This window comes from Nocardia harenae NBRC 108248 (genome assembly GCF_001612885.1).
GTDB classification, from domain to species: Bacteria; Actinomycetota; Actinomycetes; order Mycobacteriales; family Mycobacteriaceae; genus Nocardia; species Nocardia harenae.
The window spans coordinates 171,625-197,332 of sequence record NZ_BDBH01000012.1; the positions used below are offsets into that span (position 1 = coordinate 171,625).

The following is a 25,708-nucleotide window of genomic DNA, read 5'->3' on the forward strand; positions in this document are numbered from 1 at the left end:
TCCCGCGTAGCGCTCACGGCTGCCCCGGCCTCCGCAACCGCATGAGCGACGCCTGGTGGTCGCGCACCTGCTCGTCGCCGGTGTCGCCGCCGGGCTGCGCCAGCCAGCTGCCGTCCGGCTGCAGCACCCAGCACCGGGTGGTCGGGTAGAGCGCGGAGTCGAAGACCGCGCCCAGCTGCTCGGCCAGCTTGGGATCCTTCACCTGCGCCATGACCTCGACCCGGCGGTCCAGGTTGCGGTGCATCATGTCGGCCGAGCCGATCCAGAACTCGTTCTGCGCGCGGAAGTGCATGACCCGGGAGTGCTCGAGGAACCGGCCGAGGATCGAGCGCACCTCGATGTTCTCGCTCATGCCGGGCACGCCGGGGCGCAGCCCGCAGATGCCGCGGACCACGATCTGCACCGATACCCCGGCCTGCGAGGCCCGGTAGAGCGCGTCGATCACCTGCTCGTCGACGATGGCATTGGCCTTCAATCGGATCCGGGCCTGCTCGCCCTGCTGCGCCAGCTCGATCTCGCGCTGGATCCGCTCGATGATCCCGGCCCGCACCCCGTGCGGGGCGACCAGGATATTGCGGTAGTCCTCCTTGCGGGAGTACCCGGTGAGCGAGTTGAACAGGTCGGTGAGGTCGGCCCCGATCTCCGGTGCGGCGGTGAGCAACCCGACGTCCTCGTAGAGCCGCGCGGTCTTCGGGTTGTAGTTGCCGGTGCCGATGTGGCAGTAGCGGCGGATGGTGGAGCCCTCGCGCCGCACCACCAGGCAGGTCTTGCAGTGCGTCTTCAGCCCGATCAGGCCGTAGACGACGTGCACACCCGCCTGCTCCAGCGCGCGCGCCCACTTGATGTTGGCCTGCTCGTCGAAGCGCGCCTTGATCTCCACCAGCGCGACCACCTGCTTGCCCGCCTCGGCGGCATCGATCAGCGCGTTCACGATCGGGGAGTCGCCGGAGGTGCGGTACAGCGTCTGCTTGATGGCGAGCACCTGCGGGTCGGCCGCGGCCTGCTCGATGAAGCGCTGCACGCTGGTGGAGAAGGAGTCGTAGGGGTGGTGCACCAGCACGTCGCCCTCGCGCAGCGCGGCGAAGACATTGCGCGGGGTCTCGCGCTCGCCGAACGCGGCCGGGGTGGCCGGAACGTAGGGGGTGTCCTTGAGATTCGGCCGGTCGACGCCGTAGACCTGCATGAGCGAGGAGAGGTCGAGCAGCCCGGGCACCTGGATGACGTCGCGCGGGTCCACCTCGAGCTCGCGCAGCAGCAGGTCGAGCATGTGCTCGGTCATGTCGTCGGAGACCTCGAGCCGCACCGGGGAGCCGAAGCGGCGCCGGGCCAGCTCGCGCTCCAGCGCCTGCAGCAGATCCTCGTCCCGGTCCTCGTCGACCTCGAAATCGGCGTTGCGGGTGATCCGGAAGGAGTGGTGCTCCACCACCGTCATGCCGGGGAAGAGCAGGTCGAGGTGGGCCGCGATGAGCTCCTCCATGGGCAGGAAGGCCGCGATCGGGTTGCCGGTCTCGGTGCGCCGCACCCGGACGAAGCGATCCACGTTGTCCGGCACCTTCACCCGGGCGAAGTGCTCGCCGCCGGTGGTGGCGTCCTTGACCGTGACCGCGAGGTTCAGGCTCAGCCCGCTGATGTACGGGAAGGGGTGCGCCGGATCCACCGCGAGCGGGGTGAGCACCGGGAAGACCTGGTCGTGGAAGTACCCGGAGAGCTTCTCCGCCTCGTCCACCGAGAGGTCGCCCCAGCAGATGATCTCGATGCCCTCCCCGGTGAGCGCCGGGTTCACCGAGTCCAGGAAGACGCCGGCGTGCCGCTGCGCGATCTCCCGCGCCCGCGCGGCGATGAGCTCCAGCTGCTCGCTCGGCGAGCGGCCGTCGGCGGAGCGCACCAGCAGCCCGGTCTCGGCGCGCCGCTTCAGCCCGGCGACCCGGACCATGTAGAACTCGTCCAGGTTCGAGGCGAAGATCGCGAGGAACTTGGCGCGCTCCAGCAACGGCAGCGACTCGTCCTCGGCGAGCGCCAGTACCCTGGCATTGAAGTCCAGCCAGCTGAGTTCCCTATTGAGGTAGCGATCACGGGGCAACTGAGCGGTCTCCGGATCGGCCAGCAGCGGGGCGGCAGCCGGGGGCGGGGTGGGGAGCAACTGCTGCTTGACTGTTTCCGTATCGCTCACGCCATCGATCATCCCCTACGAACCGCTCGGTGCGTAGTGCGGCATCGGTGAATGCCGCGTGTCTCACCCGGTTCGGGCGACCATCTAGCATACCGGGTGGACGGGTTCGTGAACGGCGCCCGGATGCCCGATGTCGGTCAGGACAGCAGTGGTCGCCGGGCCGGCCCCGAGCCGGACGATGAGATCCAGGTCGGCGCCGGTGTCCACATCGTGCCGCAGCCCCGGCCAGTCGCCGTCGAGGGGGAAGGCGCCACCGGTCACGTGACGCAGCGCCGAGCCCGGGCCGAATCGCGGCGCCAGCGGCGCGAATCCGTCCAGCTGCAGCAGCGCCGCCGTGCCCTCGCCGGTGTGGTCGGTGACCATGGCGCGGCGGCCGGGCGGCGCCGCGGCGAGCACCTCGGCCAGCTCGGCCGGGCGCAGCGCGGGCAGGTCGGCCTGCATGGCCACCAGCGCGACCGGGCCGTTCGCCCGCCGCACCGCCTCGGCGGCCGAGGTCAGCGCGTTGTTGAGCCCGTCGGGGGCCAGCCCGGCGCCGGGGCCGCCCGGGTCGGGGTGCGCGACCGCGCCGAGCGCGCGGGCCAGCGCGGCCACCACCTCGTCCGGGGTCACCACGGTGACCGAATCGATCGGCGCCGCGGCCAGCGCGGCGCGCACCGTGTCGGTGAGCATGGCGAGCGCCAGCCGCGCGCGGTGCTCCGGCCGTAGCCGATCGGCCAACCGGCTCTTGGCGCGGTCCAGGCTCTTCACCGCGATCACGGCGTGCACGGCGTGCGGACGCATGACCCCGATCCTTCCATGACATATTGGGCAGATGACACGGGCGGCGGTACTGGGTGCGGGTTCATGGGGTACTGCGTTCGCCAAGGTCTTGGCCGACGCCGGAACCGAGGTCACGATCTGGGCGCGCAGGCCGGAGGTGGCGAAGGCGCTCGCCACCGAGCACCGCAACCCGTTCTACCTGGCCGACGTGCAGCTGCCCGCCGTCGCCGCCACCGACGACCACGAGCGCGCATTGGATGGCGCCGACATCGTGGTGCTCGCGGTGCCGTCGCAGTCGCTGCGCGGCAACCTCGAACAGTGGAAACCCGCGCTGCGCACGGCCATCGACGACAACGACGCCTCGCTGCTCAGCCTGGCGAAGGGCATCGAGACCGGCACCCTGCTGCGGATGAGCCAGGTGATCACCGAGGTGACCGGGGCTGCCCCCGGCAGCGTCGCGGTGCTCTCCGGGCCGAACCTGGCCAGGGAGATCGCGACCGGTCAACCCGCCGCGACGGTGATCGCCTGCGGCGACGAGGCGCGCGCGGTGGCGCTGCAGCAGTCCTGCGCCACCGGATATTTCCGGCCGTACACCAATGTCGACGTGGTCGGCTGCGAGATCGGCGGCGCCTGCAAGAACGTCATCGCGCTGGCCTGCGGCATCGCCTCCGGTATGGGGCTCGGCGACAACTCGGTCGCCAGCCTGATCACCAGGGGGCTGGCCGAGATCATCCGGCTCGGGGTCGCGCTCGGCGCCGAGCCGGTAACCCTGGCCGGGCTGGCCGGGGTCGGCGATCTCGTCGCCACCTGCACCTCGCCGCTCTCCCGGAATCGCTCGTTCGGGCACGTGCTCGGCGCGGGCGGGTCGATGGAGGCGGCGCAGGAGGCCACCCACGGCCAGGTTGCGGAAGGTGTCAAGTCCTGTGGATCGGTGCGCGCGCTCGCGGCCGCCCACGGTGTCGAGATGCCGCTCACCGACGCGGTGAACCTGGTCTGCCACGAGGGGCTGTCGGTGCGGGAGGCGGTGGGCATCCTGCTCGGCAGGCGGATCAAGCCGGAGTGAGAGCTGTGCCACCCGGTGCGTGCCGGCGCGGCTCGCGCGTGGCCCCTTTACGGGTACGGTTCCCTGCATGACGAACCGGATCCGGGTCGCCGTCGTCTTCGGCGGGCGCAGCAGCGAGCACGCGGTGTCGTGCGTGTCGGCGGGCAGCGTGCTGCGCCACCTCGATCCGGAGCGCTTCGAGGCGGTGCCGATCGGCATCACCCCCGAGGGCACCTGGGTGCTCGGCGGCGCCGAGGTGGCCGTGCTCGGCATGCGCCACGGCGCGCTGCCCGCGGTGGACGGCACCGGCACCGCGCTCGCGCTGGCCGCCGATCCGAGCCGCCCCGGCGCGCTGGTGGCGCTGGACGATCCGGCCGCGGCGCTGGGCGCGGTGGACCTGGTCTTCCCGGTGCTGCACGGGCCGTGGGGCGAGGACGGCACGCTGCAGGGGCTGCTGGAGCTGGCCGGGGTGCCCTACGTCGGGCCGGGCGTGCTGGCCAGCGCGGCGGGCATGGACAAGGAGTTCACCAAGAAGCTGCTCGCCGCCGACGGCCTCCCGATCGGCGAGCAGGTGGTGCTCCGGCCCGGCGTGCCGACGCTGACCCCGGAGCAGCGCTCGGCGCTGGGGCTGCCGGTCTTCGTGAAACCCGCGCGCGGCGGCTCCTCCATCGGCATCACCAGGGTGGCCGCGTGGGAGCGGCTGGACGCGGCGATCGCGGCCGCGCGGGCGCACGACCCCAAGGTGATCGTGGAGGCCGCCATCGTCGGGCGCGAGGTGGAGTGCGGGGTGCTCGAGTTCCCGGACGGGCGGGTGGCGGCGAGCGTGCCCGCGGAGATCCGGATGCCGGAGACCGCCGCGCCCGACTTCTACGACTTCGAGACCAAATACCTCGACGAGGTCTGCGAATTCGACGTCCCGGCCAAGCTCGACGACGACGTGGCCACCGAGATCGGCGAGCTCGCGGTGCGCGCCTTCCGCGCGCTGGACTGCACCGGGCTGGCTCGGGTCGACTTCTTCGTCACCGAGCGCGGGCCGGTGATCAACGAGATCAACACCATGCCCGGCTTCACCCCCATCTCCATGTACCCGCGGATGTGGGAGGCGACCGGCGTCGAGTACCCGGCGCTGGTGACGACGCTGATCGAGACCGCGCTGGCCCGCGGGACCGGGCTGCGCTAGTTCGGCAGCGGGTTCGGGTCGAGCGGGCGCTCCGGCATGGTGGCGGTGATCGCGTCCGAGACCGCCTGCAGCGGGGTCGGGCCGGAGCCGTCCGGGACGGTGAAGCCGAGGTAGGTCTCGCGGTCCACCGCGAACCACGTGCTACCGGCGGCGGCCGGGTCGCGGAGCTCGAACCACTGCACGTTGTTGACGATCTGCAGCGCCGAGGCGCGGTTGAACTCCAGCGGGCGGTCGAGGCCGCAGCGCAGGACGATCGGCTCGGTGGCGGGGTCGTCGCGCTGCCAGGCGCGGGTACCCGGCGGGGCCGGGGCGACGAGTTCGGCGCGGTGGTAGTCGTCGAGGTCCTGGGGGAGCGCGGCGAGCAGGGCGGTGCAGGCGGTGCCCTCCGCCTGCGGGGCCGGGACCGGGCCGAGGGCGAGGGGTTCCCGGTCGACCGGGGTGCGGGCGGCGATGAAGGCGGCGACCAGGATGCCGACGATCAGGGTCACCGGGAGGGCGACGGCGGTGGCGATCAGCGCCGGCGGGTAGGGATGCGGGGCTCGGCCGGGCTCGGGAGCCTCCGGCGTGCCGCCGGTCTGCTCGGACGGGACCGGGGCGGTGGTCGCGGGCTCGCGGTGCTCCGGGTTCGGTGTGGTGGTCGCGGGCTCGCCGTGGTCCGGGGCGGGGGTGCCGGCCGGGCGCTCGCCGTGGTCCGGGTTCGCCGGCCCCGCGGTGCCTTCGCCCTCGTTCCGATCCGGCGCGTCGGCGGCCATGCCAACCGCTCCCTTCTGGTGGTCCGGCCCGGCGCGGTGTGCGCGGGCCCGCCCAGGGTACCGTCGGGGCGTTTCCGGCCGGAACGGCGAGGAGGGGTCATCGGCGCCGACGACAGCAGCGCGACCGTGCGCGAACTGGGCGAGTTCGCGCTCATCGCCAGGATGAACGCGGGCCGCGCGCAGGGGCGCGGGGTCCTGCTCGGCCCCGGCGACGATGCCGCCGTGCTCGCCGCCCCGGACGGCCGCCTGGTGGTGACTACCGACATGCTGGTGCAGAACCGGCACTTCCGGCTGGACTGGTCGGCCCCGGAAGAGATCGGCCGCAAGGCGATCGCGCAGAACGCCGCCGACGTGGTCGCCATGGGCGCGGTGCCGACCGCCTTCGTCGTCGCGCTCGGCTGCCCCGGCGAGACGCCGGTCGCGGTGATCGACGGCCTCGCCGCCGGAATGTGGGCCGAGGCGGCGCGCGCCTGCGGCGCCACCATCGCCGGTGGCGATCTGGTGCGCAGCCCGGAGCTGGTGATCTCGGTGACCGCCCTCGGCGATCTCGAGGGGCGGGCGCCCGTCCCGCGGTCCGGTGCGCGGGCCGGGGATGTGGTGGCGCTGGCCGGGCGGCCGGGGTGGTCGGCCGCCGGGCTCGGCATCCTCCTCGCGGAGACCGCGGAACTCCCCGCGCGGATCGAAACCCTGCGCTCCGCCGCGCTCGCCGCGCACCGGGTCCCGCGCCCGCCCTATGCGGCGGTGCTCGACGCGGTGCGGGCGGGCGCGCGCCCGACCGCCATGGCCGACACCTCCGACGGTCTGCTCGCCGACCTCGCGCACATCGCCGAAGCCTCGGAGGTCGCCGTCGACCTCGACTCCGCGGCGCTCGCCGACCCCGCCCTCGCGGAACTCGCGACCGCACTGGAACACGATGCGGCGCAATGGATCCGGTCCGGCGGCGAGGACCACGCCTTCGTCGCCGCGTGGCCCGCGGGCACCGAGCTCCCGCCGGAGTGGCGCCCGATCGGCCGCGTCACCGCGGGCAGCGGCGTCACGGTGGACGGCGCCGCGCACCGGGGTCCCCGGGGCTGGGAATCGTTCTCCGGGGTGGAGTCGCCGCCCGTCGGTGATCCGCGATAGGTTGTCGGCCGTGGCGAAACCGTTGGCGGACATCATCGATTCCGGCTGGGCGCAGGCGCTGGCCCCGGTCGAGCGCCGGATCACCGAAATGGGCGAATTCCTGCGCGCGGAGAACGCGGCGGGCCGCGGGTACCTCCCGGCCGGGGAGAACGTGCTACGCGCGTTCCAGCGCCCGTTCGCCGCGGTCCGCGTCCTGATCGTCGGGCAGGATCCCTACCCAACGCCGGGGCACGCCATGGGGCTGAGCTTCTCGGTGGCGCCGGACGTCAGGCCGGTACCGCGCAGCCTGGCCAATATCTTCGCCGAGTACAGCAAGGACCTCGGCTTCGCGACGCCCGCCAACGGCGACCTCAGCCCCTGGTCCGACCAGGGAGTGCTCATGCTGAACCGGGTCCTCACCGTGAGCCCCGGCCAGCCCGCCTCGCACCGCGGCAAGGGCTGGGAGGCCGTCACCGAGCAGGCCATCCGCGCCCTCGTCAGCCGGGACGAGCCGCTGGTGGCGATCCTCTGGGGCAAGGACGCGTCGTCGCTGAAGCCGCTGCTGGCCCAGGGCGAGGTGCCCTTCATCGAATCCGCGCACCCCTCGCCGCTCTCGGCGTCGCGCGGCTTCTTCGGTTCCCGCCCGTTCTCGCGCGTCAACGAACTGCTCGACGAACTCGGTGCGGAGCCGGTGGACTGGCGCCTGCCCTGAGCGGCGCCGGAAGAAAGATCGACGTGCGAGACATCACGCGCGTGCACAACCGAGTGAGGAGTACCCGCATGACCCGACCCTCCATCCGCGCCTGGCGCGGAGCGGCGGCCACCGTCGCCGTCGCCGCCGCCGTGACCGGCGGCGCCGCGACCGCGAGCGCGGCCCCGATTCCGCTGGAGCCCTACCAGCCCGCGGTCACCGAGAGCGCCCCTGCGCCGATCGGTGAGGAGATGACCTCGACCGGTTCCTCGACGATCTCCTCGTCGGTGAACGCCAAGATCGCCTGCCTCTTCCAGCGCACCTTCAGCGCGATGCGGCTGGACTGCTGACGATCGTTTTCGCCGGATGGCACAGGTTCCGACCGGAACCTGTGCCATTCTGCATTTCGTGAGTACTGCGAACGATATCGCCGGACCCGTGACCGTGCGGCTGCCCGGCTCCGGGGTGGAGCTGGCCGGTGACCTCTTCGGCCCGGCCGACGGGCCGCTCGTCGTCTTCCTGCACGGCGGCGGCCAGACCAGGCACTCCTGGAAGCGCACCGGGGTGCGGCTGGCCGCCGCCGGGCTGCGGGTCGTGACCCTGGACGCCCGCGGCCACGGCGACAGCGAGTGGGCGCCGGACGGCGATTACAGCAGGCACCGGATGGTCGAGGACCTGCACTCGGTGCTGCGCACGCTGGGGCGGCCCGCCGTGGTGGTCGGGGCCAGCATGGGCGGGATCACCGGGCTGCTCGCCACCGCGGCACCCGGCGCCGAGCTGATCCGGGCGCTGGTGCTGGTCGACATCGTGGTGCGGCCGGAGCCGGCCGGCGTCGGCCGGGTGATCGACTTCCTCGGCAAGCACACCGACGGCTTCGCCACCCTGGACGAGGCCGCCGACGCCGTCGCCGCCTACCTGCCGCACCGCCCGCGCCCGCGCAGCACCGACGGCCTGCTGCGCAACCTGCGCAAGCGGGGCGACCGCTGGTACTGGCACTGGGACCCGGCCATGATGTCCGGCCGGGTCGAGGACGCGCTCGACATGACCGACCGGATGGAGGCCGCCGCGCGCGCCGTCACCATCCCGGTGCTGCTGGTGCGCGGCGGGCAGTCCGACGTCGTCAGCAAGGAGGGCGCCGCCCACTTCCTCGCGCTCGTCCCGCACGCGAAACTCGCCGAGATCGGCGACGCCGCCCACACCGCCGCAGGCGACGACAACGACGCCTTCACAGATGCTGTGTTGGATTTTGTCGCGCCTGGCGGCGCGACGTGATTCCCGCCCCGGGGACCGGGCGGGAATCGGCGCTCGTAAGGCTCGCGCCCCTGTGGTTGCTTCGGGTCAGGTGAAGTTGGGGCGACGCTTTTCGACGAAGGCGTCCACTCCTTCGTGGCCCGTTGCGCTGTTCGCTGAGGCGGCGATGGCCTCGGCCTCGCTGTCCAGCTGGTCACTGAGGGTCGCGGTGCGCGAGCTCAGGAGCAGGGACTTGATGGTGGCGTAGGCGGAGCGCGGCCCGGCGGCGAGGGTGCGGGCGAGGCGCAGCGCCTCGGCCTGCACCTCCTCGTCCGGGACCAGGCGGCTCAGGATGCCGATGCGCACGGCCTCGTCGGCGCTGAGCACGGCATCGGTGAGCAGGATCTCGCGGGCCCGCCCCGCGCCGACGAGCCGGGGCAGCGTCCAGGACATGCCGCCGTCCGGCGAGAGCCCGATCCCGGGGTAGGCGGGGCGCAGCTTCGTCTTCGGCCCGCCGAGCGCGATATCGGCGGCCAGCGCCAGGCTCATGCCCGCGCCCGCGGCCCAGCCCTGCACCGCGGCGACGACCGGCACCGGGGCCGAATCGAGCAGCCGGACCAACGTGTGCAGATCGGTGGCGAGCCCGTGGATGTGCGCGCCGCGGTCCGCGGCGGCGGCGAAACCGCGCACGTCACCGCCCGCGCAGAAGTTGGCGCCGGTGCCCCGCAGCAGGACGGCGCCGATGCCGGGATCGAGGTCGCGCAGCGCGGCGCTGCCCGCGTTGACCCCGGTGAAATCCAGGGAAGTCCCGTTCGCGGGAGTGGCAATGGTGATCTGCAGGACGCCGTCGACGGTTTCCACATACTCGGAAGACATGACTCGCACCCTATGCGAGCGCGCCGCGAACCATCCGGAGGGTCGGTAGCAACGCGAACGGATCCAGGCCGCGCGCGCCGTCGTCGCGGAAGCCGTGGCGCCGATAGAAGGCGCGGGCGCGCGGGTTCGCGGCCAGCACCCAGAGCGCGCACGGGGTACCGGCGGGCACGACGCCCTCGAGCAGCGCGTCGGCGAGGCCGGTGCCGTGCTCGGCGGCCCGCACGTAGAGGGCGTGCAGCTCCAGCGCGGTGGGCGCGGCGATATCGCGGGCGGGGCCGGCCGAGGCGAAGCCGAGCACCGCCCCGGAGGCGGCGAGCGCCACCCGGGTCTCGATCAGCGGGTCCCGCGCCACCCGGCGCCAGCGGCCCGCCCCGCGGCCGGTGCGCAGCGCGTCGAGCAGGTGCGCGGGCAGGACGTCGGCGTGCGCCTCACGCCAGCAGAGCACGTGGCAGTCGGTGACCGCCTCGGCGTGCTCGGGCGCCATCGGGACGATGGTCACCGGGGGCACCGACGACTGCGCCCCGGATCACCCTGCGGGTGCCGGGGCGCGAAGTCCGGTTCGGCCGGGACGGACTCAGCCGCGAACGACCTTGCCCGCCTTGAGGCAGGAGGTGCAGACGTTCATCCGCCGGGTGTTGCCCGGCGCCACCTGCGCCCGAACGGTCTGGATGTTCGGGTTCCAGCGACGGTTCGTGCGCCGGTGCGAGTGCGAGACCGACTTACCGAAGCCGGGGCCCTTGGCGCAGACGTCGCAGACGGCAGCCATAGTCGCGAGCTCCTTCATGTCATGTGGGGACGCCCGCGGGGAACGCGGGACATCCGGAAACCGTGTCGTCACTGCCTCGCCGGACCAGGGGTACCGGCCTGCGCGAAACCGCTCGTGGAAAGGAGACTTACGAGGTGGCCGCGCGAGGCAACCCTGCAAGGGTATCGGGAGCTCCGGTGATCCGCCAAACCGGGTCCCGCGGGTGCCGGGTAGCCCGCTAACCTGGCGTGCGGCGGTGGGGTGGGAGTCCACGGACGACGGAAAGGGTGGCCGGTGCCCGGAGTGCGGGACGGAATGGACGGTACCGCGCTGCTGCGCTGGGGCAGGCTCTGCCTCGCCGGTTTGGAGCGTACCCGCTCGGAGATCAACGCGCTCAACGTCTTTCCGATCGCCGACGCCGACACCGGCACCAACCTGCTCGCCACCATGCGGGCCGCCATGGTGGCCGCGGGCGGCGCCGCCGATGCCGATGTGCACGCGGTCGCGGCGGCCATGGCCAGGGGCGCGACCGCCGGGGCGCGCGGCAACTCCGGGATCATCCTGTCGCAGGTGCTGCGCGGGATCGCGGACGCGGTGCGGCCCGACGGCGAGCGGCCCGCCCCGGTGGGCGCTGGGGTGCTGCGAGCCGCGCTGGCCAGGGCGGCGGCGCTGGTGCGGGAGTCGTTGAGTACGCCGGTCGAGGGGACCATCCTCACCGTGCTGGATGCCGCGGCGGCCGCGGCGGGGGCGTGCGCCGAGCCCACGCCGGTCGCCGTCGCGGTGGCGGCGGCGGAAGGTGCCGCGGACGCGCTCGGGCACACCCCCGACCAGCTCGGGGTGCTGCGCGAGGCGGGGGTGGTCGACGCGGGGGCCCGCGGGTTGCTGGTGCTGCTCGACGCGCTCGTCGAGGTGACCGGTGGCTCCGCCCCGCCCCGCCCCGACTACCGCCCCGAGCCCGGCGGCGGCACCGCGCCGGGCGTCGCGCTGGACGACCCATCGCCTCGCGCGTCACCGCGTGCCGCCGCCTGCGCGTCGCCGCGTGCCGCCGCGCCCGGGCGCGCGGGCAGCGACGTCTCCCGTCTCGTCGGCGACCTCCCCGGCGCGGACGGCGCGGAGGCCGGTGGCTCGCGGTCCGGTGTCGGCGCGCGCCACGCAGGCGTGTCGCGCACCGACGGCCCGTGGTCCGGCAGCGGTTCGCGACGGGGAGAGGTGGAAAGCGGTTTAGCCCTCGGCGCGAGACACGCGCCCTGCTTCGAGGTCATGTACCTGCTGACCGGCACCGACGAGACCAGGGTCAAGCAGCTGCGGGATCGGCTCGGCGAGCTCGGCGACTCGGTGGTCGTGGTCGGCGACGGGGAGCAGACCTGGTCCGCGCACGTGCACTGCGCCGACGCGGGTGCGGCGGTGGAGGCCGGGATGGCGGCAGGCGCCGTGCGCGATATCCGCATCGAGAGCTTCGTGATCACCGCGGTCGGCACGCACGCCCCGGTGCGCACCAGCGGCCCGGCCGACCGCGGCATCCTCGCCATCGCCGCGGGCGCGGGCGCCGCCGCGCTCTTCCGCACGGCGGGCGCGGTGGTACTCCCCGGCGGCGCGGGCACGATCACCGCGAGCGAGCTGCTCGGCGCCATCCGCCGCATGCCGAACCGCGAGGTCCTGGTGCTGCCGAACGGCGCGCTCCCGGCGCACGAACTGGTCGCCGTCGGCATCGCCGCCCGCGACGCCGACCGCGACGTCCTGCTGCTGCCGAGCGGCTCGATGGTGCAGGGCATGGCCGCGCTCGCGGTGCACGACCGCGGCCGGATCGCGGTGGACGACGCCTTCGCCATGTCCGAGGCGGCGGCGGGCACCCGCTGGGGGGCGGTGCGGGTGGCGGGGCAGCGCGCGCTCACCATGGTCGGCACCTGCGAGCCGGGCGAGGGGCTCGGCCTGGCCGGGCTGGACGTGGTGGTGATCGAGCGGTCCCCGGCGACCGCCGGGATCGTGCTGCTGGATCGGATGCTCGCCTTCGGGGGCGAGCTGGTGACGCTGCTCATGGGCGCGGCGGCCCCGCCCGGGCTGGCCGACGCCCTCGCCGGGCATATCGAGGAGCGATTCTCCGGAATCGAGGTCGCGGTCTACACCGGCGGGCAGCCGGAGGACCTGGTGCAGATAGGTGTGGAGTAGACAATGGCGACACTCGGCGATCGGCTCGACCACCTGCTCGGCGCGAAGGCGGCGGACTCCCTGGCCGACGCCTTCGACATGCGCACGGTGGAGGACCTGCTGCGGCACTACCCGCTGCGCTATGCCACCCAGGGCCAGCCGCTCACCGAGGAGGAGCCGGAGGACGGCGCGCACGTCACCGTGATCGGCCGGATCACCAAGGCCGACCTGCGCCCCATGCGCAATCGCCGCGGCTCGCTGCTGAAGGTCGCGCTCGACACCGGCTCCGGGCGCCCGGTCGACGTCACCTTCTTCAACGGCGACAAGGTCAAGTACGCGGTCAAGCAGGGGCTGCGGGCCATGATGTCGGGCACCGTGAACTACTGGCGGCCCGGCCAGTGGAGCCTGAACCACCCCGGCTACCTGATCCTGCCGGAGGAGGACGAGCCCGCCACCCTCACTACCGTGCGCGGCGCGGGCGACCTGGCCGGGCTGGCGCGCAGCGCGCAGGGCGCCGATGGCGTCGACACTGCGTTCTTCGGGCGCGAGTTCGTCCCGGTCTACCCGGCGACGGCGAAGGTGCAGAGCTGGGATCTGCTCGCCTGCGTCCGCCAGGTGCTCGAGCAGCTGGACCCGCTGGACGACCCGCTGCCCGAGCCGGTGCGCGCGGAGCGCGGCCTGCTGGAGATCACCGAGGCGCTGCGCCTGATCCACCTGCCGGAGCACCGCCTCGATATCGACCGCGCGCGGGACCGGCTGCGCTTCGACGAGGCGCTGGCACTGCAACTCGTGCTCGCCGAGCGCAGGCACGAGGTCGAGGGCCGCACCGCGCACCCCTGCCCGCCGCGCCCGGACGGCATCGCCGCCGCCTTCGCCGCGCAGCTGCCCTTCGAGCTGACCGCCGGGCAGCGGCAGGTCATCGACGAGATCTCCGCCGATCTCGGCCGCCCGCGCCCGACGCACCGGCTGCTGCAGGGCGAGGTGGGCTCCGGCAAGACCATCGTCGCGCTGCACGCCATGCTGCAGGTGGTCGACGCGGGCAAGCAGTGCGCGCTGCTGGCGCCCACCGAGGTGCTCGCCGCGCAGCACCACCGCTCGCTGCGCGCCATGCTCGGCGAACTCGCGGCGGCGGGGGAGCTCGGCGCCGCCGAGCACGCCACCCGGGTGGTGCTGCTCACCGGCTCGATGGGGGCGGCGGCGCGCAAGGCGGCGCTGCTGGCCGCGGTCACCGGCGAGGCGGGAATCGTGATCGGCACGCACGCGCTCATCCAGGACGCGGTGGAGTTCTTCGACCTCGGCCTGGTGGTGGTGGACGAGCAGCACCGCTTCGGCGTCGAGCAGCGGGACGCGCTGCGCGCCAAGGCCAAGGGCGGCACCAGCCCGCACCTGCTGGTCATGACCGCCACCCCGATCCCGCGCACCATCGCCATGACCACGCTCGGCGACCTGGAGACCTCCACCCTCACCGAGCTGCCGCGCGGCCGCTCGCCCATCGCCTCCCGGGTGGTGCCGCGCAGGCAGCACCCGGGCTGGGTGGATCGGGCCTGGGAGCGGATCACCGAGGAGGTCGGGGCCGGGCGGCAGGCGTATGTGGTGTGCTCGCGCATCGGCGACGACGAGGAGAAGCCGAAGAAGGGGAAGAAGGCCGCGGAGAAGGAGCCGCCGAATACGCAGGCGGTGCTCGACGTCTACGAGGAGCTGCGCGGCGGGGCACTGGCCGGGCTCCGGGTCGGGCTACTGCACGGCCGGCTCCCGGCCGACGAGAAGGACGAGGTGATGCGGGCCTTCAACGCGGGCAGCGTGGACGTGCTGGTCTGCACCACCGTCGTCGAGGTCGGCGTCGACGTGCCGAATGCCACCGTCATGGTGATCCTGGACGCCGACCGATTCGGCGTGAGCCAGCTGCACCAGCTGCGCGGCCGGATCGGCCGGGGTGCGCACGCCGGTCTGTGTCTGCTGGTCACCGATGCCGCGCCCGGCGGGACCGCGATGGCCCGGCTGGCGGCGGTGGCCGCCACCACCGACGGCTTCGAGCTGGCGGTGCTGGATCTGAAGCAGCGCCGGGAGGGTGATGTGCTCGGCTCCGCGCAGAGCGGGACCGCCCGCTCGCTCCGGCTGCTCTCGCTCCTCGACGACCTCGAAACCATCAGCGCGGCCAAGGATTTCGCACGCACGGTGGTCGAGGAGGATCCGGGGCTGGACGCGCACCCCGGGCTCGCGGCCATGATGCGCGCCGCCGTCGACGGTGAACGCCTGGAGTACCTGGCCAAGTCCTGACGCCGACGCCACCTCCGCGGAGGGCGACCCGGCTCGGCCGCCCGCCTGCTACCCCCGGCCCAGCCGGGGATACGGCAGATCGGTGCTGACGTGCTCCGGCAGCGCCAGCGGGGCGCCGATCTGCGGGAACGCGCGCTGGGTGCAGGCGGCGCGGTCGCACACCTTGCACCCGGCGCCGATCGGCACGGCGGCCTGCGGATCGTCCAGCCGCAGCCCGCGCGCGTAGACCGTGCGCTCCGCGTGCTCCAGGTCGCAGCCGAGCGCGACCGCGAAATCCTTGGCGGGCGCCCCGTACCCGCGCGGGTTGGGGGCGGCGGTGCGGGCGATCCAGAGGTAGCGGCGCCCGTCCGGCATCTCGGCGATCTGGGTGAGGATCCGCCCCGGATTGGCGAACGCCTCGTGCACCACCCAGAGCGGGCAGGAGCCGCCCACCCGGGAGAAGTGGAACGCGGTGGCCGACTGCCGCTTCGAGATATTGCCCGCCCGGTCGGTGCGGACGAAGAAGAACGGCACCCCGCGCCTGCCCTGCCGTTGCAGCGTGGAGAGCCGGTGGCACACCGTCTCGAACCCGACCTCGAAGCGCAGCCCGAGCAGATCGATGTCGTACCGCAGCTCCTCCGCCGAGCGCAGGAAGCGGCCGTACGGCAGTACCAGCGCCCCGGCGAAGTAGTGCGCGAGCCCGATCCGCGCCAGCGAGCGGGATTCCCCGGTGAGCGAGGGAGTTTCGGCGAGCACCGCGTCGATCTCCCTGCTGTGCAGCAGGAAGCCGAGTGTGGCGGCGATCTGGAAGGCGCGCTGCCCCGGCCGCAGCCTGCGGGCCAGGGTGAGGGTGCGGCTCTCCGGGTCGTACTGCCGCTTGGGGATGGCCGGGTCGGCGCCGTCGCCGCGGACCAGCACGGTGACCCCGGCCCGGTCCTCGGCGACCCGGGCCAGCTGGCGGTCGAGCGAGCCGACGGTGAGCCCCGACTGCTCGAAGAGCTGCTCGGCGGCCTGGTCCAGGCTGGGGATGTGGTTGTGGTGGTCGTAGAAGAAGTCGCGCACGTCTTCGTAGGGCATGGGCGCGCCCGGCGCGCCCGCGGGGGCGTCCATCCGGGAGGAGAGCAGATCCAGCTGGTCGGTGGCGGCGCGCAGCCGCCGGTGCATCCCGACCACCAGCCGGGCCACCTCGGGCAGCCGGGTCGCCAGCTCCTCCACCTCGGTGACCGGCGCGGTGTCGCCGCCCGCCGCGTCCACCAGCACCTCGTGCAGATCGGAGACCAGCCTGGCATCCGAGTCGGTGGCGAAGAACTGAACGTCGAGGTCGAAGGTCGAGTTCAGCTTGAGCAGCACCGGAATGGTGAGCGGGCGCTGGTCCCGCTCCAGCTGGTTGAGGTAGCTGGGCGAGAGGTCGAGCGACTTGGCCAGCGCGGCCTGGGTCATTCTTCGTTCCTCGCGCAGCCGCCGCAGCCGGGCGCCCGCGTACATCTTGCGCACTCGCCAGATGGTAGACCTCCGTCTTCGCAATCATCGCAGAATGGCTCGTGTCGCACGACGGAATTTCGATACCGCAAGGTCTTTCAGGCCCCTGCCCTGCTGCGTAGCGTGCGAAGGAGCGCGCGGCCGGACAGTCGCCACTCTAACGCCGCCGGGGTGGCTGCGGCCGCTTGCCCGGCCCGGCGCGGCGGTATGTGACATCCGTATGAACGGTACTTCGCACCGGTGCGAGGAGTGGTTGTGAAGAAGTTCCGAATCCGGGAATCGGTGTTCGCCCAGCTCGCCGGGTTCGGTACGTTGGGCTGATGTTCTCGAAAGTCTTGGTCGCCAATCGTGGTGAGATCGCTATTCGGGCCTTCCGCGCGGCCTACGAACTCGGGATCGGGACGGTGGCGGTCTTCCCGTACGAGGATCGCAACTCCGTGCACCGGCTCAAGGCCGACGAGTCCTACCAGATCGGCGAGCAGGGTCACCCGGTGCGGGCCTACCTGTCGATCGAGGCCGTGATCGACGCCGCCAAGACCGCGGGCGCGGACGCCATCTACCCGGGGTACGGCTTCCTGTCGGAGAACCCGGACCTGGCCGCCGCCTGCGCGGCGGAGGGCATCACCTTCATCGGGCCGTCGGCGCAGGTGCTGGAGCTGGCGGGGAACAAGGCGCGCGCGGTGGCCGCGGCGCGGGCGGCCGGGTTGCCGGTGCTGAAGTCGAGCGAGCCGTCGGCGGAGCTCGAGGAGCTGGTCGCGGCCTCGGCGGAGCTGGAGTTCCCGGTGTTCGTCAAGGCGGTCGCCGGTGGTGGCGGTCGTGGGATGCGGCGGGTGGCCGAGCCGGAGGGGTTGCGGGAGGCGATCGAGGCGGCGTCGCGGGAGGCGGAGTCGGCGTTCGGTGATCCGACGGTGTTCCTGGAGCAGGCGGTGGTGAACCCGCGTCATATCGAGGTGCAGATCCTGGCCGATCAGCACGGGAACGTGATGCACCTGTTCGAGCGGGACTGCTCGTTGCAGCGCAGGCATCAGAAGGTGATCGAGCTGGCGCCCGCCCCGAATCTCGCCCCCGAGCTGCGCGATCGGATCTGCGCGGACGCGGTGGCCTTCGCGCGGCAGATCGGCTACTCCTGCGCGGGCACGGTGGAGTTCCTGCTGGACGAGCGCGGGAATCACGTCTTCATCGAGATGAACCCGCGCATCCAGGTCGAGCACACGGTGACCGAGGAGATCACCGATGTGGATCTGGTGCAGTCGCAGCTGCGGATCGCGGCGGGGGAGTCGCTGGAAGATCTGGGGCTGAGCCAGGAGACGGTGGCGATCCGTGGTGCTGCGCTGCAGTGCCGGATCACGACCGAGGATCCGGCGAACGGCTTCCGCCCCGATACCGGGCGGATCACCGCGTACCGCACCCCGGGCGGCGCCGGTATCCGGCTGGACGGCGGCGCGAACCTGGGCGCGGAGATCGGCGCCTACTTCGACTCCATGCTGGTCAAGCTGACCTGCCGGGGCCGGGACTTCGAACTCGCGGTGGCGCGGGCGCGCCGGGCGCTCGCCGAGTTCCGTATCCGCGGCGTCACCACCAATATCCCGTTCCTCTTCGCTGTGCTGGACGACCCCGACTTCAAGGCGGGGCGGGTGACCACGTCCTTCATCGACGAGCGGCCGCAGCTGCTTCGCCTGCCGGAGTCCGGCGACCGCGGGACCAAGATCCTGAACTACCTCGCCGATGTCACGGTGAACAAGCCGCACGGGGAGCGGCCGACGCGGGTGTATCCGCACGACAAGCTGCCCGCGTTGGATCTGAACGCGCCGCCGCCGGACGGGTCGCGGCAGAAGCTGCTGGCGCTCGGCCCGGATGGGTTCGCCAAGGCGCTGCGGGAGCAGAAGGCGGTCGGGGTCACCGACACCACCTTCCGCGACGCGCATCAGTCGCTGCTGGCCACGCGGGTGCGGACCAACGGGCTGCTGGGGGTGGCCAGGCACGTCGCGCGCTCGACCCCGGAGTTGCTGTCGGTGGAGTGCTGGGGTGGAGCCACTTATGACGTGGCGCTGCGGTTCCTCTACGAGGATCCGTGGGAGCGGCTGGCGGCGTTGCGGGAGGCGATCCCGAACATCTGCCTGCAGATGCTGCTGCGTGGTCGCAACACCGTGGGCTACACCCCGTACCCGGAGAAGGTGACCCGGGCGTTCGTCGCCGAAGCCACGAATACCGGGATCGATATCTTCCGCATCTTCGACGCGCTCAACAATGTCGATCAGATGCGCCCGGCAATTGACGCAGTGCGTGAGACCGGGACGGCGCTGGCCGAGGTCGCGCTGTCCTACACCGGCGACCTGGCGAATCCCGGCGAGACCCTGTACACCCTGGACTACTACCTGCGCTTGGCCGAGCAGATCGTCGAGGCCGGTGCGCACGTGTTGGCGATCAAGGACATGGCGGGCCTGCTGCGCGCGCCCGCGGCGACGAAGCTGGTGACGGCGCTGCGGTCGAATTTCGATCTGCCGGTGCACGTGCACACCCACGACACCCCGGGCGGGCAGCTCGCCACCTACCTCGCCGCCTGGCAGGCCGGCGCGGATGCCGTGGACGGGGCGTCGGCGGCGATGGCGGGCACGACCAGCCAGCCGGCGTTGTCGGCGATTGTGGCCGCGGCCGCGCACAGCGAATACGACACCGGCCTGGACTTGCAGGCGGTGTGTGATCTGGAGCCGTACTGGGAGGCGCTGCGGAAGGTGTACGCGCCGTTCGAGTCCGGGCTCCCGGCTCCGACCGGGCGCGTGTACACCCACGAGATCCCGGGCGGGCAGTTGTCGAACCTGCGTCAGCAGGCCATCGCGCTCGGGCTGGGGGACCGGTTCGAGGAGGTCGAGGCCACCTACGCGGCGGCGGATCGGATGCTGGGCCGCCTGATCAAGGTGACCCCGTCGTCCAAGGTCGTCGGCGACCTGGCCCTCGCGCTGGTGGGGACGGGTGTGGATGCCGAGCAGTTCGCCGCCGACCCGGCGCGCTACGACATCCCGGACTCGGTGATCGGGTTCCTGCGTGGCGAACTCGGCACCCCGGCCGGGGGCTGGCCCGAACCGTTCCGCACCCGCGCGCTCGAGGGCCGCACCGAGCCCAAGCCGGTCACCCCGCTCTCCGAGGAGGACGAGAAGGCGCTCGACGGCGACTCCCTCGAGCGGCGCGGCACGCTCAACCGGCTGCTGTTCCCCGGCCCGACGGCGGAGTTCCTGTCGCACCGGGAAACCTACGGTGATACCTCGGGGTTGTCGGCGAACCAGTTCTTCTACGGCCTGCGCCGCGGTGAGGAGCACCGGGTGCAGCTGGAGAAGGGCGTCACGCTGCTCATCGGTTTGGAGGCGATCTCCGAGCCGGACGAGCGCGGGATGCGCACGGTGATGTGCATCCTCAACGGACAGTTGCGGCCGGTGGCGGTGCGGGATCGCTCGATCGCGGGTGAGGTGAAGTCGGCGGAGAAGGCCGACCGCAACGACCCGCGGCATGTCGCGGCACCGTTCGCGGGCGTGGTCACCCTGACCGTGAGCGAGGGCGACACCGTCGCGGCCGGCGACACCATCGGCACCATCGAGGCCATGAAGATGGAGGCCGCCATCACCGCACCGCGCCCGGGCACGGTCGCGCGGATCGCGATCAGCGCCGTGCAGCAGGTGGAGGGCGGCGACCTGCTGCTGGAGCTGGCCGGGCGGGAGTCCGCGGCGGAATGACGCGGATCGTCGCCGGGGTGGCGGGCGGGCGGCGGCTCCGGGTGCCACCCGCGGGGACCAGGCCCACCTCGGATCGGGTGCGCGAGGCGCTGTTCAGCGCGCTCGCCGCCCGGCACGACTTCGCCGGGCTGCGGGTGCTCGACCTCTACGCCGGGTCCGGTGCGCTCGGGCTGGAGGCGCTCTCCCGGGGGGCCGAGGCGGCCCTGCTGGTGGAGTCGGATCGGAAGGCGGGGGCGGTGATCAGGGCCAATATCGCCGAGCTGGGCTTGCCGGGGGCGGAGCTGCGCGCGGGCAGCGTGGGCGCCGTGCTGGCGACGCCGCCCGCCGAGCCCTTCGACCTGGTCTTCGCCGACCCGCCCTACGACCTCGGCACCGCCGCCGTCGAAGCCGATCTCGCGGCGCTCGCCCGCGGGTGGCTGGCGCCGGAGGCAGTGGTGGTGGTCGAGCGCTCCGCGCGCGGCGCCGAGCTCACCTGGCCGCTCGGTTACCGCGCGGAGAGATCCCGCCGCTACGGCGAAACTCGCCTGGAGCTGGCCGAGTTCGCCCACTCCGGCTGACCGAGCGGGCGGCTGCTAGCGTCTGCGGCATGGCAGGAGCGCTGTGCCCGGGCTCGTTCGACCCGGTGACGAACGGACACGTCGACGTCTTCCGGCGGGTGGCGGCCCAGTTCGACGAGGTGATCGTGACCGTCAATGTGAACCCCAAGAAGCAGGGCATGTTCACCGTGCCCGAGCGCATGGAGATGCTCCGTGCGGCCACCGCCGACCTGCCCAACGTGCGGGTGGAGTCGTGGCAGGGGCTCACCGTCGACTTCGCCAGGGAGCAGGGCGTCACCGCCATCGTCAAGGGGCTGCGCGACGCCGGTGACTTCGGCTACGAGCTGCAGATGGCGCAGATGAACAGGAAGCTCGCCGGGGTCGACACCTTCTTCGTCGCCACCGATCCGGCGTTCGGCTACCTCTCCAGCTCGCTGGTGAAGGAGGTCGCGAAGTTCGGCGGCGACGTCTCCGACATGCTGCCGCCCGCCGTGCACAAGGCGTTGCTCGCCCGGCTCGCCGAGCAGGGTTAGAAGACCCAGCCGCGCAGCGCGAGGAAGCGCAGCGTGCCGACGGCGGCGGTGATCGCCAGCACCGCCGCGGCCTGGGCGGCGCCGCCGAGCCCGGGCGAGGCCACCTCCAGCGCGGCCAGCCCGGCCGTGGTGACGGCCAGCCCGGCGACGGCGAGCCCGCCGCCCTCCCACTGCGCGGTGAACCAGCCGACCCGGTCGGCGGCGCGGAAGGTGAGCCTGCGGTGCAGTTCATTGGCGACCACGGTGCTGGCCACCGAGCCGACCATGTTCGCGGGCAGCGAGCCCGAACCGAGCAGCGCCAGGAACAGCGCCACGTACACGACGTTGCTGACCCCGCCGACCATGGCGAAGCGCACCAGCTGGGCCGGGGCGCGATCGCCGCGCAGGTAGGTGAGTAGCGTGGCCAGCCCGGCGCGGGTGCGCTGCGTGCCCCGCGCCAGCGCGGCCCCACCGGCCGCCCGCAGCCCGGTGACCCGGCCCAGCGGCCCGGCCTCCGCCCCGGTGCCCCGGTCCGCGGCCCGGCGCGTTTCCCGGGCCCGATGGGCTCCCCGGCCGATCAGCCGGAACCGCCCGCCGCCGCACGACTTCGCCGGTCGCCCGGCGCACTGCCCGCTCCGAGATCCGGCCGAGTCGGCGGCAGCCCCGCCATCGGCAGACCCGGCGCTGTCCGGCCCGCGCAACCCATCGGCACCCGCCGCGGACCGAGACCCGCGCTCGCCTCCGGGCGAGCGCGGCAGCGTCATCGGCGTCCACGGCGCGAGCAGGGCGGTGAGGTGCGACATCACCGCGGTGCGCGGGGGCAGGACGGTCATACGGGTTCCGATCGCGAGAGCCGGGCACCGGGCGGCGCGGAGGATTTCCGCTGCCCGCCCGAGGGCGGGTGTCCGGCGCGGCGGCTGCCTACCCGCAGGATCCTGGATGGAGCCTGCGATTCGCTTGCGAAGATCTTGGCGACCCTCGCGCATATACTACATCAACCGGAGGTTTGCTCTCCACTTGCTCCTGAGGGAATCCTGTGATTCCGCGCGATCCATCGACACACCGGCCCGGCACCCGGGCGCACCCCGCCGTTCCGGGCAGACTGAAGCGAAGGCGAAGTGTGTGCCGAGGAGGGTGACAGCATGTATCGCGTATTCGAAGCGCTCGACGAGCTCGTGGCGATCGTCGAGGAGGCACGCGGCATCCCGCCGACCCGCAACTGCATCGTGCCCCGCGGCGAGGTGCTGGAGCTGCTGGACGACGTGCGGGACGCGCTGCCCGGCGAGCTCGACGACGCGCAGGACGTGCTCGACCACCGGGACAAGATCGTCACCGATGCCCGCACCTCCGCCGAGGCCACCGTCAGCGGCGCCGACGAGCAGGCGCGGGACACCCTGGAGTCCTCGCGCGCGGAGGCCGACCGCATCCTGGCCGAGGCGAAGGCGCACGCCGACCGGATGGTGGCGGAGGCCAACGCGCACGCCGACCACCTGGTGACCGGCGCCCAGGCCGAGGCGGAGCGGCTGGTCGCCGACGGCAACGCCGAGTTCGACGCGGTCACCGGGCGCGCGCGGGTGGAGTCCGAGCGGATGATCGAGGCGGGCAAGGCCGCCTACGAGCGCTCGGTCGCCGACGGTGAGGCCGAGCGGGCCAGGCTGGTAGCGCAGACCGAGGTGGTGCGCGCCGCGCACGCGGAGTCCGCGCGGGTGATCGATGCCGCGCACGCCGAGTCCGACCGCATGCGCGACGAGTGCGACCAGTACGTCGACGGCAAGCTCGCCGACTTCGAGGAGACGCTGAACAGCACGCTGCGCACCGTCGTCCGGGGCAGGCACCAGTTGCGTGCCGAAGCCGGGCAGGCGCCGGACTACGCCGCCGAGTACCCGGCCCCGGAGTACATCAGCGACTATCGGCGCTGATCGGGGATTGGGCAGCGCGGTTGCCGGTCGCGTACTGTGGGGTGGTTGCCCATCCCCCCTGCAGTATCGGAGTGAATTCGTAATGTCCGCCGGTTTCGCGTCGCGCCGTCGCCCGGCTTCGCACGGGCTGCCGGACGCCGGCTTCGTGCTGGATACCCGCAGCCTCGGGCGCCGTCCCGGCACCATGCGGGAGCTGCACCGCGAGGTCGCCGCCCGCGAGCGGATCGGGCTCGACCTGATCCACATCCCCGAGGGCGCGGCCATCGATCTCGACCTCACCCTGCAGGCCGTCTCCGAGGGTGTGCTGGTCACCGGCACCGTCTCCGCGCCGCTGGCGGGGGAGTGCTCGCGCTGCCTGGAGCCGTTCACCGACTCCGTCGAGCTGTCGATCACCGAGCTCTTCGCCTACCCCGCGAGCGCCACCGAGCAGACCACCGACGAGGACGACGTCTACCGGCTCGTCGACGACCTCGTCGACCTGGAGCCGGTGGTGATCGACGCCGTCGGCCTCGAGCTGCCGCTGCAGCCGCTCTGCACCCCGGACTGCGCCGGGCTCTGCCCCGAGTGCGGTGTCCGGATGGCGATTGCGGGTTCCGGGCACGGGCATGAGATACTCGATCCTCGCTGGGCCGGACTGGCGAAGTTCGCCTCCGATGCGGCTGCCGCCGCGCCCACCGGTCCCGAGGACCACCCACAGTCAGATCGTTCTGCCGACCAGGCACGCTCGAGCACAGAGGAGAAGTAGTCGTGGCCGTTCCGAAGCGCCGGATGTCCCGTTCCAACACCAGGTCGCGGCGCAGCCAGTGGAAGGCTGTGGCGCCCACCCTCATCACCTGCCCGAACCGGGCCTGCGGGGAGAAGACCCTGCCGCACATCGCGTGCCCGAACTGCGGCACCTACCGGGGCCGCCAGGTCACCGCCGCCGTCTGAGCGAGCCTCCCGTATCGACGTGACATCCAGTAGGGACGGAGCCCGCTCGTCCAGTGACCACGCGAGCCTGCTCGCCGCGCTCGGCGTCGAGCTGCAGCCGGAGCTGCTGCGGCTGGCGCTGACGCACCGCTCGTACGCCTACGAGAACGGCGGGCTGCCCACCAACGAGCGCCTGGAGTTCCTCGGCGACTCGGTGCTCGGGCTCAGCATCACCGAGCGGCTGTACCACGAGCACCCGGAGAAATCCGAGGGCGAGCTCGCGAAGCTGCGCGCCAGCGTGGTCAATATGCACGCGCTGGCCGAGGTGGCGCGGGCGCTCGGCACCGGCGGGCTCGGCACGCACCTGCTGCTCGGCAAGGGCGAGGAGCTCACCGGCGGCCGCGACAAGCCGAGCATCCTGGCCGACGGCATGGAGTCGCTGCTCGGTGCGGTACACCTGGAGCACGGCATCGAGGTGGCGCGCGGCGTCGTGCTCCGGCTCTTCGCGGAGCTGCTGGAGCGCGGCCCGCGGATGGGCGCCGGGCTGGACTGGAAGACCAGCCTGCAGGAGCTCACCGCCGAGCGCGGGCTCGGCGTGCCCAGCTACGAGATCACCTCCACCGGGCCGGACCACGACAAGGAGTTCACCGCCACCACGGTGATCGCCGGGCGGTCCTACGGCAGCGGGGTCGGGCGCTCCAAGAAGGAAGCCGAGCAGAAGGCCGCGGGCACCGCCTACCAGGCGCTGACCGCCGAAGCCGCCGCCGACGCCTGAGGTGCCCGAGCTCCCCGAGGTCGAGGTGGTCCGCCGCGGGCTGGCCGAGCACGTGGTGGGCCGGAAGATCGAGTCGGTCGCCGTCACGCACGAGCGCTCGGTGCGCAGGCACCTCGGCGGCGCCGCCGATCTGGCCGCGCGGCTGTCCGGGCTCACCGTCGCGAGCGCCGAGCGCCGCGGCAAATTCCTCTGGCTCACCTTCGACGAACCCGATCTCGCGCTCGTCGTGCACCTCGGCATGAGCGGGCAGATGCTGGTGCAGCCGGGCGCGGCGCCGCGGCAGAAGCACGCGCACATCACCGCCGGGCTCAGCGACGGCGCCCAGCTGCGCTTCGTCGACCAGCGCACCTTCGGCGGCTGGGCGCTCGCCCCGCTGGTCACCGTCGACGGCACGCCGCTGCCGCAGCCGGTCGCGCACATCGCGCGCGATCCCCTCGACCCCCGCTTCGACCGAGAGGCCGCGGTCACCGCGCTGCGCGCCAGGCCGACCGAGATCAAGCGGCTGCTGCTGGACCAAGGCGTGATCTCCGGGATCGGCAATATCTACGCCGACGAGGCGCTCTGGCGCGCCCGCATCCACGGCACCCGCACCGCCGCCGGGCTCACCCGCCCCGCGCTGCGCACCCTGCTGGACGCCGCCACCGAGGTGATGACCGCCGCGCTCGCCGCGGGCGGCACCTCGTTCGACGCGCTGTACGTCAATGTGAACGGCAACTCCGGGTACTTCGAGCGTTCGCTGGATGCCTACGGCCGGGCCGACGAGCCCTGCCGCCGCTGCGGTGCGCCGATGGTGCGGGAGAAGTTCATGAACCGGTCGTCGTTCTCCTGCCCGCGCTGCCAGCCGAAGCCGCGTGCGCGCGCCGGAAAGCGCGTTACCGTGTGAGCACCGGCGCCTGAGAGGGAAGG

The 25,708-nt window shown here is 72.9% G+C and carries 24 protein-coding genes; 16 read left to right on the forward strand and 8 right to left on the reverse strand.

What is annotated here, in order from left to right:
- Positions 1–13: 13 nt before the first annotated feature.
- Positions 14–2,182 (reverse strand): RNA degradosome polyphosphate kinase, encoded by a 2,169-nt coding sequence (locus tag NH2_RS23845; RefSeq protein WP_067658628.1) that lies wholly within the window; start codon positions 2,180–2,182, stop codon positions 14–16.
- Between the two features lie 72 nt (positions 2,183–2,254).
- Positions 2,255–2,950 carry a 2-phospho-L-lactate guanylyltransferase gene (gene cofC, locus NH2_RS23850; protein WP_067658631.1) on the reverse strand — a complete coding sequence of 232 codons (696 nt, stop codon included), beginning with the start codon at positions 2,948–2,950 and terminating at the stop codon, positions 2,255–2,257.
- A gap of 31 nt (positions 2,951–2,981) precedes the next feature.
- Here cofC and NH2_RS23855 point away from each other — a divergent pair, with 31 nt between their 5' ends.
- Both NH2_RS23855 and NH2_RS23860 read left to right on the forward strand, forming a co-directional pair.
- Positions 2,982–3,992: an NAD(P)H-dependent glycerol-3-phosphate dehydrogenase gene (locus NH2_RS23855; RefSeq protein ID WP_067658633.1), complete on the forward strand. Its 1,011-nt coding sequence runs from the start codon at positions 2,982–2,984 to the stop codon at positions 3,990–3,992.
- Between the two features lie 67 nt (positions 3,993–4,059).
- Positions 4,060–5,151 (forward strand): D-alanine--D-alanine ligase family protein, encoded by a 1,092-nt coding sequence (locus NH2_RS23860; protein WP_067658635.1) that lies wholly within the window; start codon positions 4,060–4,062, stop codon positions 5,149–5,151.
- On the opposite strand, the gene NH2_RS23865 is transcribed toward NH2_RS23860, so the two are convergent.
- Positions 5,148–5,903, reverse strand: coding sequence for a DUF3515 domain-containing protein (locus NH2_RS23865; RefSeq protein ID WP_084505823.1), 756 nt, complete (start codon positions 5,901–5,903; stop codon positions 5,148–5,150). The genes NH2_RS23860 and NH2_RS23865 overlap by 4 nt on opposite strands.
- Before the next feature lie 99 nt (positions 5,904–6,002).
- Between NH2_RS23865 and NH2_RS23870 the strand changes: the two genes are divergently transcribed.
- The 4 genes from NH2_RS23870 (at position 6,003) to NH2_RS23885 (ending at position 8,967) form a co-directional block, all read left to right on the forward strand.
- The gene (locus tag NH2_RS23870; RefSeq protein ID WP_067658942.1) at positions 6,003–7,025 is read left to right on the forward strand and encodes a thiamine-phosphate kinase; all 1,023 of its coding nucleotides are present in this window, start codon (positions 6,003–6,005) and stop codon (positions 7,023–7,025) included.
- Positions 7,026–7,035: 10 nt separating this feature from the next.
- Positions 7,036–7,716 carry a uracil-DNA glycosylase gene (locus NH2_RS23875; protein ID WP_067658941.1) on the forward strand — a complete coding sequence of 227 codons (681 nt, stop codon included), beginning with the start codon at positions 7,036–7,038 and terminating at the stop codon, positions 7,714–7,716.
- 68 nt (positions 7,717–7,784) lie between these two features.
- Positions 7,785–8,045, forward strand: coding sequence for a hypothetical protein (locus tag NH2_RS23880; RefSeq protein ID WP_067658637.1), 261 nt, complete (start codon positions 7,785–7,787; stop codon positions 8,043–8,045).
- Positions 8,046–8,103: 58 nt separating this feature from the next.
- The gene (locus NH2_RS23885; protein ID WP_067658945.1) at positions 8,104–8,967 is read left to right on the forward strand and encodes an alpha/beta fold hydrolase; all 864 of its coding nucleotides are present in this window, start codon (positions 8,104–8,106) and stop codon (positions 8,965–8,967) included.
- Positions 8,968–9,033: 66 nt separating this feature from the next.
- Here the strand turns inward: NH2_RS23885 and NH2_RS23890 are convergent, their stop codons facing one another.
- The 3 genes from NH2_RS23890 to rpmB all read right to left on the reverse strand — a co-directional run bounded on the left by NH2_RS23890 (position 9,034) and on the right by rpmB (position 10,567).
- Complete coding sequence (locus NH2_RS23890; protein ID WP_067658640.1) at positions 9,034–9,801, reverse strand: enoyl-CoA hydratase/isomerase family protein; 768 nt, start codon at positions 9,799–9,801, stop codon at positions 9,034–9,036.
- A gap of 10 nt (positions 9,802–9,811) precedes the next feature.
- Entirely contained in the window at positions 9,812–10,300 is a 489-nt protein-coding gene (locus tag NH2_RS23895) for a GNAT family N-acetyltransferase (protein ID WP_245650736.1), read from the reverse strand.
- Positions 10,301–10,375: 75 nt separating this feature from the next.
- A complete protein-coding gene (gene rpmB / locus NH2_RS23900) occupies positions 10,376–10,567 on the reverse strand; it encodes a 50S ribosomal protein L28 (protein WP_011210730.1) in 192 nt (63 codons plus the stop codon).
- Positions 10,568–10,861: 294 nt separating this feature from the next.
- Here rpmB and NH2_RS23905 point away from each other — a divergent pair, with 294 nt between their 5' ends.
- Positions 10,862–12,712, forward strand: coding sequence for a DAK2 domain-containing protein (locus NH2_RS23905; protein WP_067658643.1), 1,851 nt, complete (start codon positions 10,862–10,864; stop codon positions 12,710–12,712).
- Between the two features lie 3 nt (positions 12,713–12,715).
- A complete protein-coding gene (gene recG, locus NH2_RS23910; protein WP_067658646.1) occupies positions 12,716–14,968 on the forward strand; it encodes an ATP-dependent DNA helicase RecG in 2,253 nt (750 codons plus the stop codon).
- A gap of 48 nt (positions 14,969–15,016) precedes the next feature.
- On the opposite strand, the gene NH2_RS23915 is transcribed toward recG, so the two are convergent.
- Positions 15,017–16,441: a short-chain fatty acyl-CoA regulator family protein gene (locus NH2_RS23915; protein ID WP_174552867.1), complete on the reverse strand. Its 1,425-nt coding sequence runs from the start codon at positions 16,439–16,441 to the stop codon at positions 15,017–15,019.
- 305 nt (positions 16,442–16,746) lie between these two features.
- On the opposite strand from NH2_RS23915, the gene NH2_RS23920 reads away from it, so the two are divergent.
- Genes NH2_RS23920 through coaD form a run of 3 tightly spaced genes read left to right on the forward strand, consistent with a single transcriptional unit; the run spans position 16,747 to position 21,220 of the window.
- Positions 16,747–20,151 (forward strand): pyruvate carboxylase, encoded by a 3,405-nt coding sequence (locus NH2_RS23920; RefSeq protein ID WP_067658648.1) that lies wholly within the window; start codon positions 16,747–16,749, stop codon positions 20,149–20,151.
- Complete coding sequence (rsmD, locus tag NH2_RS23925; RefSeq protein ID WP_067658652.1) at positions 20,148–20,708, forward strand: 16S rRNA (guanine(966)-N(2))-methyltransferase RsmD; 561 nt, start codon at positions 20,148–20,150, stop codon at positions 20,706–20,708. Before NH2_RS23920 ends, rsmD begins: the two co-directional genes overlap by 4 nt.
- A gap of 29 nt (positions 20,709–20,737) precedes the next feature.
- The gene (gene coaD, locus NH2_RS23930; protein ID WP_067658655.1) at positions 20,738–21,220 is read left to right on the forward strand and encodes a pantetheine-phosphate adenylyltransferase; all 483 of its coding nucleotides are present in this window, start codon (positions 20,738–20,740) and stop codon (positions 21,218–21,220) included.
- Here coaD and NH2_RS30010 read toward each other — a convergent pair.
- Entirely contained in the window at positions 21,217–21,660 is a 444-nt protein-coding gene (locus tag NH2_RS30010) for a GtrA family protein (RefSeq protein WP_245650741.1), read from the reverse strand. The genes coaD and NH2_RS30010 overlap by 4 nt on opposite strands.
- Positions 21,661–22,341: 681 nt before the next feature.
- Between NH2_RS30010 and NH2_RS23940 the strand changes: the two genes are divergently transcribed.
- The 5 genes from NH2_RS23940 to mutM all read left to right on the forward strand — a co-directional run bounded on the left by NH2_RS23940 (position 22,342) and on the right by mutM (position 25,685).
- Positions 22,342–23,118, forward strand: a complete 777-nt coding sequence (locus NH2_RS23940; protein WP_067658658.1) for a DivIVA domain-containing protein — start codon at positions 22,342–22,344, stop codon at positions 23,116–23,118.
- Positions 23,119–23,200: 82 nt separating this feature from the next.
- Positions 23,201–23,863 (forward strand): YceD family protein, encoded by a 663-nt coding sequence (locus NH2_RS23945; protein ID WP_067658661.1) that lies wholly within the window; start codon positions 23,201–23,203, stop codon positions 23,861–23,863.
- Positions 23,864–23,865: 2 nt separating this feature from the next.
- Positions 23,866–24,048, forward strand: a complete 183-nt coding sequence (gene rpmF / locus NH2_RS23950) for a 50S ribosomal protein L32 (protein ID WP_067658664.1) — start codon at positions 23,866–23,868, stop codon at positions 24,046–24,048.
- Between the two features lie 19 nt (positions 24,049–24,067).
- The gene (gene rnc, locus NH2_RS23955; protein WP_067658667.1) at positions 24,068–24,802 is read left to right on the forward strand and encodes a ribonuclease III; all 735 of its coding nucleotides are present in this window, start codon (positions 24,068–24,070) and stop codon (positions 24,800–24,802) included.
- 1 nt (position 24,803) lies between these two features.
- Positions 24,804–25,685 (forward strand): bifunctional DNA-formamidopyrimidine glycosylase/DNA-(apurinic or apyrimidinic site) lyase, encoded by an 882-nt coding sequence (gene mutM / locus NH2_RS23960; RefSeq protein ID WP_067658669.1) that lies wholly within the window; start codon positions 24,804–24,806, stop codon positions 25,683–25,685.
- Positions 25,686–25,708 lie beyond the last annotated feature (23 nt).

Bases quoted from the DNA above. Each gene is read 5' to 3' on its own strand.
- NH2_RS23845 (WP_067658628.1), bottom strand. From the start codon at position 2,182: ATGATCGATGGCGTGAGCGATACGGAAACAGTCAAGCAGCAGTTGCTC.
- cofC (WP_067658631.1), bottom strand. From the start codon at position 2,950: ATGCGTCCGCACGCCGTGCACGCCGTGATCGCGGTGAAGAGCCTGGAC.
- NH2_RS23855 (WP_067658633.1), top strand. From the start codon at position 2,982: ATGACACGGGCGGCGGTACTGGGTGCGGGTTCATGGGGTACTGCGTTC.
- NH2_RS23860 (WP_067658635.1), top strand. From the start codon at position 4,060: ATGACGAACCGGATCCGGGTCGCCGTCGTCTTCGGCGGGCGCAGCAGC.
- NH2_RS23865 (WP_084505823.1), bottom strand. From the start codon at position 5,903: ATGGCCGCCGACGCGCCGGATCGGAACGAGGGCGAAGGCACCGCGGGG.
- NH2_RS23880 (WP_067658637.1), top strand. From the start codon at position 7,785: ATGACCCGACCCTCCATCCGCGCCTGGCGCGGAGCGGCGGCCACCGTC.
- NH2_RS23890 (WP_067658640.1), bottom strand. From the start codon at position 9,801: ATGTCTTCCGAGTATGTGGAAACCGTCGACGGCGTCCTGCAGATCACC.
- rpmB (WP_011210730.1), bottom strand. From the start codon at position 10,567: ATGGCTGCCGTCTGCGACGTCTGCGCCAAGGGCCCCGGCTTCGGTAAG.
- NH2_RS23905 (WP_067658643.1), top strand. From the start codon at position 10,862: ATGGACGGTACCGCGCTGCTGCGCTGGGGCAGGCTCTGCCTCGCCGGT.
- recG (WP_067658646.1), top strand. From the start codon at position 12,716: ATGGCGACACTCGGCGATCGGCTCGACCACCTGCTCGGCGCGAAGGCG.
- NH2_RS23920 (WP_067658648.1), top strand. From the start codon at position 16,747: ATGTTCTCGAAAGTCTTGGTCGCCAATCGTGGTGAGATCGCTATTCGG.
- rsmD (WP_067658652.1), top strand. From the start codon at position 20,148: ATGACGCGGATCGTCGCCGGGGTGGCGGGCGGGCGGCGGCTCCGGGTG.
- coaD (WP_067658655.1), top strand. From the start codon at position 20,738: ATGGCAGGAGCGCTGTGCCCGGGCTCGTTCGACCCGGTGACGAACGGA.
- NH2_RS23940 (WP_067658658.1), top strand. From the start codon at position 22,342: ATGTATCGCGTATTCGAAGCGCTCGACGAGCTCGTGGCGATCGTCGAG.
- NH2_RS23945 (WP_067658661.1), top strand. From the start codon at position 23,201: ATGTCCGCCGGTTTCGCGTCGCGCCGTCGCCCGGCTTCGCACGGGCTG.